This window comes from Streptomyces sp. NPDC059456, from assembly GCF_042750055.1.
Lineage (GTDB): Bacteria > Actinomycetota > Actinomycetes > Streptomycetales > Streptomycetaceae > Streptomyces.
The window spans coordinates 1-6,870 of record NZ_JBHYVA010000464.1 but is presented as its reverse complement, the minus strand read 5'-3'; the positions used below and the strand labels follow the sequence as shown (position 1 = coordinate 6,870).

Below are 6,870 nucleotides of genomic sequence, written 5' to 3'. Positions count from 1 at the left end.
CGGTACGCAGAACCCCGCGGCCGCACCCGAGACGCCCCGGGAACCGGGCACCGCCGACCGCGAGGCCGTCGCCCGCGCCGCGGCCGAGGCCGTCGCCGAGGGGAAGTCCGGCAAGAAGGCCGCCCAGGAGGAGGTCAGCCGCAGCGGCGACCGCTGGGGCATGGTCTACGACCAGGGCGAGTACGCCGCCTTCACCGACGACCTCGACGGCCGCTGGACCGGTGTCGGCCTGTGGACCGCCCGCCGGCGGGACGGCCGCATCGACGTCGACCGGGTCCAGCCCGACAGCCCCGCCGCCCGCGCCGGACTGCGCTCCGGGGACCGGCTGCTGAGCATCGACGGCCACGACGTCACCGGCCTGCCCGTCGCCGAGGTCGTCACCCTGCTGCGCGGCGACGCCGGCACCCCCGTCGTCCTGCGCCTCACCCGGGACGGCGCCGACCTCACCGAGACCCTGCGCCGCGAGCAGCTGCACACCGAGCCCGTGACCGTGCGGGAACTCCCGGGCGGGATCACCGTCATCAAGGTCGCCTCCTTCACCCGCGGCTCCGGCGAACAGGTCCGGGCCGCCGTCCGCGCGGCCCCGCCCGGCGCCGGGTTCATGCTCGACCTGCGGGGCAACCCGGGCGGCCTGGTCACCGAGGCCGTGACGGCCGCCTCCGCGTTCCTGGACGGCGGCCTGGTCGCCACGTACGACGTACGGGGAGTCCAGCGCGCCCTGTACGCCGGCCCGGGCGGGGACACGGCGAGACCCCTGGTGGCGCTGGTGGACGGCGGCACGATGAGCGCCGCCGAGCTGGTGACCGGCGCCCTGCAGGACCGCGGCCGCGCGGTGGCGGTGGGCACCCGGACCTTCGGCAAGGGCTCGGTGCAGATGCCGACGCAACTCCCGGACGGCTCGGTGGCGGAGCTGACCGTCGGCACGTACCGCACCCCGGCGGGCCGCAGCCTCGACGGAAACGGCATCACCCCGGACCTGGCGGCGGGCGACGGCGTCGAGGAACGGGCGCGCACGGTATTGGGTGGCCTCGGGGTGGGGTCGTAGTGCGAAAATGACCGCACTATGGCTAAGGAAAAAGGGCGCAAGCTGATCGCCCAGAACAAGAAGGCGCGGCACGACTACACGATCATCGACACCTACGAGTGCGGTCTCGTGCTCACCGGTACCGAGGTCAAGTCCCTGCGCCAGGGCCGTGCCTCGCTGGTGGACGGCTTCGTGTCGGTGGAGAGCGGCGAGGCCTGGCTCTACAACGTGCACGTGCCGGAGTACAGCCAGGGCACCTGGACCAACCACAGCGCCCGCCGCAAGCGCAAGCTCCTCCTGCACCGCGAGGAGATCGACAAGCTGGACTCGAAGACCGGCGAGACGGGCAACACGATCGTGCCGCTCTCGCTGTACTTCAAGGACGGCCGGGCGAAGGTCGAGATCGCGCTGGCGAAGGGCAAGAAGGAGTACGACAAGCGCCAGGCCCTGCGCGAGAAGCAGGACACGCGCGAGACGAACCGGGTGATCTCGGCCGTGAAGCGCAAGGAGCGCGGTCAGCTGTAATCTCCTGGCATCCCGTGGTCCACTTCGCGTACCATGGCGTCAGCACCGCCCCCCGGGGTGGCGCAGCTTGTTAAAAAAACATGGGGATGATCGGTTTCGACAGCGGATGTCGATGCAGGGGAAGCGAGCCGAGGAAGCGGCAATGATCTCGCTAACCACATGTCGCAAAAAATAATCGCCAACTCCAAGAGCGATAACTCCCGCTTCACCCTCGCTGCCTAATAACAGTGAGCTGAAGCCTCTGTGAGGAGCGTCAGCCCGGAAGTGGTCCCGGTCCGGATCCTGGCGTCAATTAGGGATCTAAACCTCTAGCCCCGGTCACGGGGGTTGGAGGGAAACCAAACAGTGACTGAGCCCGTCGGAGACTTGTCCGTGTGATCTCCGGGGCCGAGAAAAGCGCAGCGGACTGCGCTCGGAGAAGCCCTGCTTCTGCACCGTTGGACGCGGGTTCGATTCCCGCCATCTCCACTCATCCCATGTGGGCGAAGGCCCCGCGGCCGTCAGGCTGCGGGGCCTTCGTCATGCCCGAGCCGTCCGCGGCATCAGTAGCGATAGCGCGCCTTGAGCACCTTCACTTCCTTCTCGTCCGCCCGGTACACGAGGCGGTGTTCGTCGTCGATGCGGCGCGACCAGTAGCCGGACAGTTCGCCCTTCAGCGGTTCGGGCTTGCCGATGCCGGTGAACGGGTCGCGCTGGATCTCGCCGGTCAGACGGGTGATCCGGCGGGCCGTCCTCAGGTCGCAGGAGAGCCAGAACAGGAAGTCCTCCCATGCGGCCGGGTCGAAGTGAACGCTCCTCACGCCTCCCCTCCGGCCAATTGCCGCAGTTCGTCCATGCTCTTGGCGACCGACGCGGCGCCCTCGCGGTCGCGCGCGACGGCTTCCATCAGCCGCTGGGCGTTGGCGGGGGAGCGCAGCAGGTAGACGGTCTCCTGCCAGGAGTCGTAGTCGTCGGCGGACATGAGGACGGCGTCACCGTTCTTGGAGGTGATGCGCACCGGGGCGTGGTCGGTGTTGACCCGTTCGATCAGCGGGAACAGGGTGGCCCTGGCTTCACTGGCGCTTATGGACATGGTCCGCTCCTCCGGTCGTGGTACGACTTCACGGTACCTGACCGGTACCGGAAAGTCGTACCGGTCGGCAGACGAGGAGGGCCAGGACGGCCGCCGCCGCCGGGAGGGCGTAGGGGGTGGTGGAGCCCAGGCGGTCCACCAGGAAGCCCGCCGTGGCCGAGCCCAGGGAGATGCCCGCGAGGATGGCGGTGACCGCCAGGGTCATGCCCTCGTTGAGACGGCCCTGCGGGGTGACCGCGTGGATGCGGGACATCGCCGTGACCATCGTCGGCGCCGTGGCCACGCCCGCCAGGAGCAGGGCGAGGGCCAGCAGCGGGAGGGAACCCGTGGCCGCCGCCGCCCAGGGCAGGGCCATCGCGGCGCACAGCGCGAGCAGGCAGGTGCGCAGGCTGCGCGGGCGCAGGGCGCCGTAGAGCAGGCCGGCCGCGCAGGAGCCCGCCGCCTGGAGGGCCAGGACCACGCCGGTGGCGGCCCCCAGGCCCTGCGCGCCGAGGTGGGCGATCGAGGTGACCTCCATCGAACCGAACAGCACGCCGAGGGGGACGAAGAGCGCCAAGAGCGGGGCGACCGCGCGGAGCGGGGAGCCGCCGCGCCGTGCCGCCGCCACCGGGGGCTCCGTGGCCCGTTGGGACGTGAAGACCAGCATGCCGGAGAGGAGCAGCACGGCCGCCGTGAGCGTGCCCGCCTCCGGGAAGACCGCGGAGCACAGGAACGCCGCCACCACCGGCCCGAACATGTAGCAGAGCTCGTCCGCGGCCTGCTCGAACGACATCGCCGTGTGGTGCGCGGCGGGGGAGTCGCGCAGCAGGTGGGTCCAGCGGGCCCGGGACATGCCGCCGATGTTGGGGGTGGTCGCGGTGGCGGCGTAACAGGCGAACAGCGTCCAGGCGGGGGCCTGCGCCCGGACGCACAGGACCAGCCCCACCGAGCCGAGCACGGCGATCAGCGTCGCCGGGACGGCGATCCGGGCCTGCCCGTACCGGTCGACCAGACGGGCGGTCCACGGCGCGACCAGCGCGAGGGCCGCCAGACCGGTGGCGGTGACCGCGCCGGCGAGGGCGTACGAGCCGCGCTGGCCCGCGATCATCATCACCGCGCTGATGCCGAACATGCCCATGGGGAGGCGGGCGATGAGGTTGCCGACGGTGAAGGCGCGGCTGCCGGGCACGGCGAACAGGCGCGCGTACGGGCCCGGCGCACGGGCCGCCCGCCGGCCCGGAACGGGGGCGAGGACGAGGGTGGAGCCGGTCACGGTCATCAGCGGGGCGGAGGTGGTCTGCGGCATGATCCAAGGCTCCGGCGCACGGGGCTCGGGCGTCCAACACCTGTTCCGGAGCCATTCACGCGCCCGTGTTGTTAGTCTCCTCGGGTGAATCCCCGTGATGTGGAACCCCGGCTGCTGCGCGGGTTCGTCGCCGTGGCCGAGGAACTGCACTTCACCCGCGCCGCCGCCCGCCTGTACGTCGCCCAGCAGGCGCTGAGCCGGGACGTACGGCGCCTCGAAGCGGTCCTGGGCGCGGGGCTGTTCACACGGACCACCCGCGCCGTCGAGCTGACCGCCGACGGCGAGCGGCTGCTGCCCCTGGCCCGGCGGGTGCTGACCGCGCACGAGGAGCTCGCCGCCGCCTTCACCGGCCCGCGCGAGCTCCTCGTCGATCTGAACACCGACGGGCCCAGCACCGCCCGCAGCGTGCTGGAGCGGGCCCGGGAACTCGCCCCGGACTGCGAACTGATGGCCCGCTTCGAAAGCGGCCTGACGTACGCCGCCGCCGAGATCGCCGCCGGGCGCCTCGACGTGTCCTTCGGCTACGCCCACGGCCTGGACCCGGCGCTGCGGGCCCGCCTCGCGCACCGGCCCGTACGGTACGAGCCGCTCGCCGTGCTGCTGCCCGAGGGGCATCCGCTGGCCGCGCTGCCTGCCGTACCGCTGGACGCGCTGGCCGGGGAGACCGTGTACACCGGGGCCGGCAACCCGCGGACCGTGGAGTGGACCGGACTCGCCCGCGAACTGTTCGCCGGCCGCGGGATCGCACCGGCGCCGCCCGCACCCGTGGCCATCGGGAAGGACGAGTTCCGCCGGGTCATGGCCAAGACCCGCCACCCCGTGCTGGTGACGGTGGACTTCCTCGACCTGCCCGGGAGCGTGAAGCGGCCGCTCGTCGACCCGGTGCCGCTGTCCCCGCTGTCGATGGTGTGGCGCAAGGGCTTCGGCCACCCCGGGCTCGACGCCCTGCACCGGGCGGCGGACGCGGCCGCCGCCGCGTACGGATGGCTGGACGTCCCCCCGGCGAGCTGGCGCCCCGCCGCGCTCACAGAGGCCCCCGGCAGCGGGTGAGTGCAAGGTTTCCCACCGGTCATCCGGCGGGGACCGGGGCCGAAACGCGCCGTTCCTACGGTCGTCACCAAGGACGCGACAGCTGTGGAGGCGTGTGATGACCGGTACGACCGCACCGCGCAAGGGGGGCCGCTGGATCGAGCGGTGGGAACCCGAGGACGAGACGTTCTGGGAGCAGGGCGGAGAGCGCATCGCCCGCCGGAACCTGCTCTACTCCGTGCTCAGCGAGCACATCGGGTTCTCCATCTGGTCCCTGTGGTCGGTGATGGTCCTGTTCATGGGACCCCGGTACGGCATCGACCCGGCCGGGAAGTTCTTCCTCGTCGGGACCGCCACCTTCGTCGGCGCCCTCGTCCGGGTGCCGTACACCTTCGCCGTCGCCCGCTTCGGCGGCCGCAACTGGACCGTCGTCAGCGCCCTGCTCCTGCTCGCGCCCACCACGGCCGCCCTGGTCGTCATGGAGCCCGGGACCCCGTACCCGGTCTTCGTGGCCGTCGCCGCGCTGACCGGCGTGGGCGGCGGGAACTTCGCCTCCTCCATGACCAACATCAACGCCTTCTTCCCGCTGCGCAAGAAGGGATGGGCGCTCGGCCTCAACGCCGGCGGCGGCAACATCGGCGTGCCCGTCGTCCAGCTCGTCGCCCTGCTGGTCATCGGGACCGCCGGGGCCGGACACCCCAGGCTGCTCCTGGCGATCTACCTGCCGCTGGTCGTGGCCGCGGCCGCGCTGGCCCTGCTGCGCATGGACAACCTGGCGCCCGTACGCAACGACACCGGCGCCGTCCGCGAGGCGGTCCGCGACGCCCACACCTGGATCATGGCGTTCCTGTACGTCGGCACCTTCGGGTCCTTCATCGGCTACAGCTTCGCCTTCGGGCTCGTGCTCCAGACGCAGTTCGGCCGCACCCCGCTCCAGGCTGCCTCGCTCACCTTCGTCGGCCCGCTGCTCGGCTCGCTGATCCGGCCCGTCGGCGGCGCCCTCGCGGACCGGTTCGGCGGTGCGCGGATCACCCTCGCGACCTTCGTCGCCATGGCCGCCGCGACCTGCGTCGTCGTCTACGCCTCCGGCCGGGACTCGCTGCCCGTCTTCCTCGTCGGATTCGTGGCCCTGTTCGTGCTGAGCGGGCTCGGCAACGGCTCCACGTACAAGATGATCCCCGGCATCTTCCAGGCCAAGGCACTGGCCCGCGGCATGGGCGGGGAAGCCGCGGCCGCCTACGGACGCCGGCTGTCCGGGGCCTCCATGGGACTCATCGGGGCGGTCGGCGCCCTCGGCGGACTCGGCATCAACCTGGCCTTCCGGGAAGCGTTCTCGACCTCCGGCTCCGGGACGGCCGCCTTCGTCACCTTCCTCGGCTTCTACGCGGCGTGCTGCGCGGTGACGTGGGCGGTATACCTTCGCCGGCCCGCCCCCGCGGTGCTCCCGGCGGCCGGGTCCGAGACGAAGCCGCAGCTCACCTCGGTGTAACGCCCGTTTACGGACACGAAATACGACGGAACCGAGCCTGACACGCCATGTTGACAGGCTCGGTCCCGTTCACGCGACACGTGATCGCGCGATGTGATACCGACCCACTGGGCAAGGCAGGTCACCATGGACGAGACGCACACCCCCGGCGGACCGGCCGCGCCGCCGGCGGGCCCGCTGGCGGGATTCACCGTCGGAGTCACCGCCGCCCGGCGGGCGGACGAGCTGATCGCCCTGCTGCGCCGGCGGGGCGCCACCGTGCTGCACGCCCCGGCCCTGCGGATCGTGCCGCTGGCCGACGACAGCGAACTCCTCGCCGCCACCAAGGAACTGATCCACGTCGCGCCCGACACGGTGGTCGCCACCACCGCCATCGGATTCCGCGGATGGATCGAAGCCGCCGACGGATGGGGGATCGGCGAGGAACTGCTGGCACGGCTGCGGGC

Annotated in this window: 8 protein-coding genes and 1 other RNA gene; 6 read left to right on the top strand and 3 right to left on the bottom strand. The window is 72.0% G+C overall.

The features are described 5' to 3' along the window. From ACFXA3_RS30465 to ssrA, 3 genes are all read left to right on the top strand, one after another. A partial coding sequence (locus tag ACFXA3_RS30465; protein ID WP_385191835.1) for a S41 family peptidase occupies positions 1-1,045 on the top strand: 1,045 nt, incomplete at its 5' end. 18 nt (positions 1,046-1,063) lie between these two features. Then, positions 1,064-1,549: an SsrA-binding protein SmpB gene (gene smpB, locus ACFXA3_RS30460; RefSeq protein ID WP_030161337.1), complete on the top strand. Its 486-nt coding sequence runs from the start codon at positions 1,064-1,066 to the stop codon at positions 1,547-1,549. 82 nt (positions 1,550-1,631) lie between these two features. Then, positions 1,632-2,020, top strand: a transfer-messenger RNA (tmRNA) gene (gene ssrA / locus ACFXA3_RS30455). 71 nt (positions 2,021-2,091) lie between these two features. Here the strand turns inward: ssrA and ACFXA3_RS30450 are convergent. The 3 genes from ACFXA3_RS30450 to ACFXA3_RS30440 are packed head-to-tail and all read right to left on the bottom strand — an operon-like array spanning position 2,092 to position 3,906. Then, positions 2,092-2,349 carry a Txe/YoeB family addiction module toxin gene (locus ACFXA3_RS30450; RefSeq protein WP_385191831.1) on the bottom strand — a complete coding sequence of 86 codons (258 nt, stop codon included), beginning with the start codon at positions 2,347-2,349 and terminating at the stop codon, positions 2,092-2,094. Next, positions 2,346-2,621 carry a type II toxin-antitoxin system Phd/YefM family antitoxin gene (locus ACFXA3_RS30445; RefSeq protein ID WP_385191829.1) on the bottom strand — a complete coding sequence of 92 codons (276 nt, stop codon included), beginning with the start codon at positions 2,619-2,621 and terminating at the stop codon, positions 2,346-2,348. The genes ACFXA3_RS30450 and ACFXA3_RS30445 overlap by 4 nt, the downstream gene beginning before the upstream one ends. A gap of 28 nt (positions 2,622-2,649) precedes the next feature. Next, positions 2,650-3,906, bottom strand: coding sequence for an MFS transporter (locus ACFXA3_RS30440; RefSeq protein ID WP_385191827.1), 1,257 nt, complete (start codon positions 3,904-3,906; stop codon positions 2,650-2,652). A gap of 84 nt (positions 3,907-3,990) precedes the next feature. On the opposite strand from ACFXA3_RS30440, the gene ACFXA3_RS30435 reads away from it, so the two are divergent. From ACFXA3_RS30435 to ACFXA3_RS30425, 3 genes are all read left to right on the top strand, one after another. Further along, a complete protein-coding gene (locus ACFXA3_RS30435) occupies positions 3,991-4,956 on the top strand; it encodes a LysR family transcriptional regulator (RefSeq protein WP_385191825.1) in 966 nt (321 codons plus the stop codon). 97 nt (positions 4,957-5,053) lie between these two features. Further along, positions 5,054-6,424: a nitrate/nitrite transporter gene (locus ACFXA3_RS30430; RefSeq protein ID WP_385191822.1), complete on the top strand. Its 1,371-nt coding sequence runs from the start codon at positions 5,054-5,056 to the stop codon at positions 6,422-6,424. Between the two features lie 126 nt (positions 6,425-6,550). Further along, positions 6,551-6,870, top strand: a 320-nt coding sequence (locus ACFXA3_RS30425) for a uroporphyrinogen-III synthase (protein ID WP_385191820.1), incomplete at its 3' end; no start/stop codon positions are given.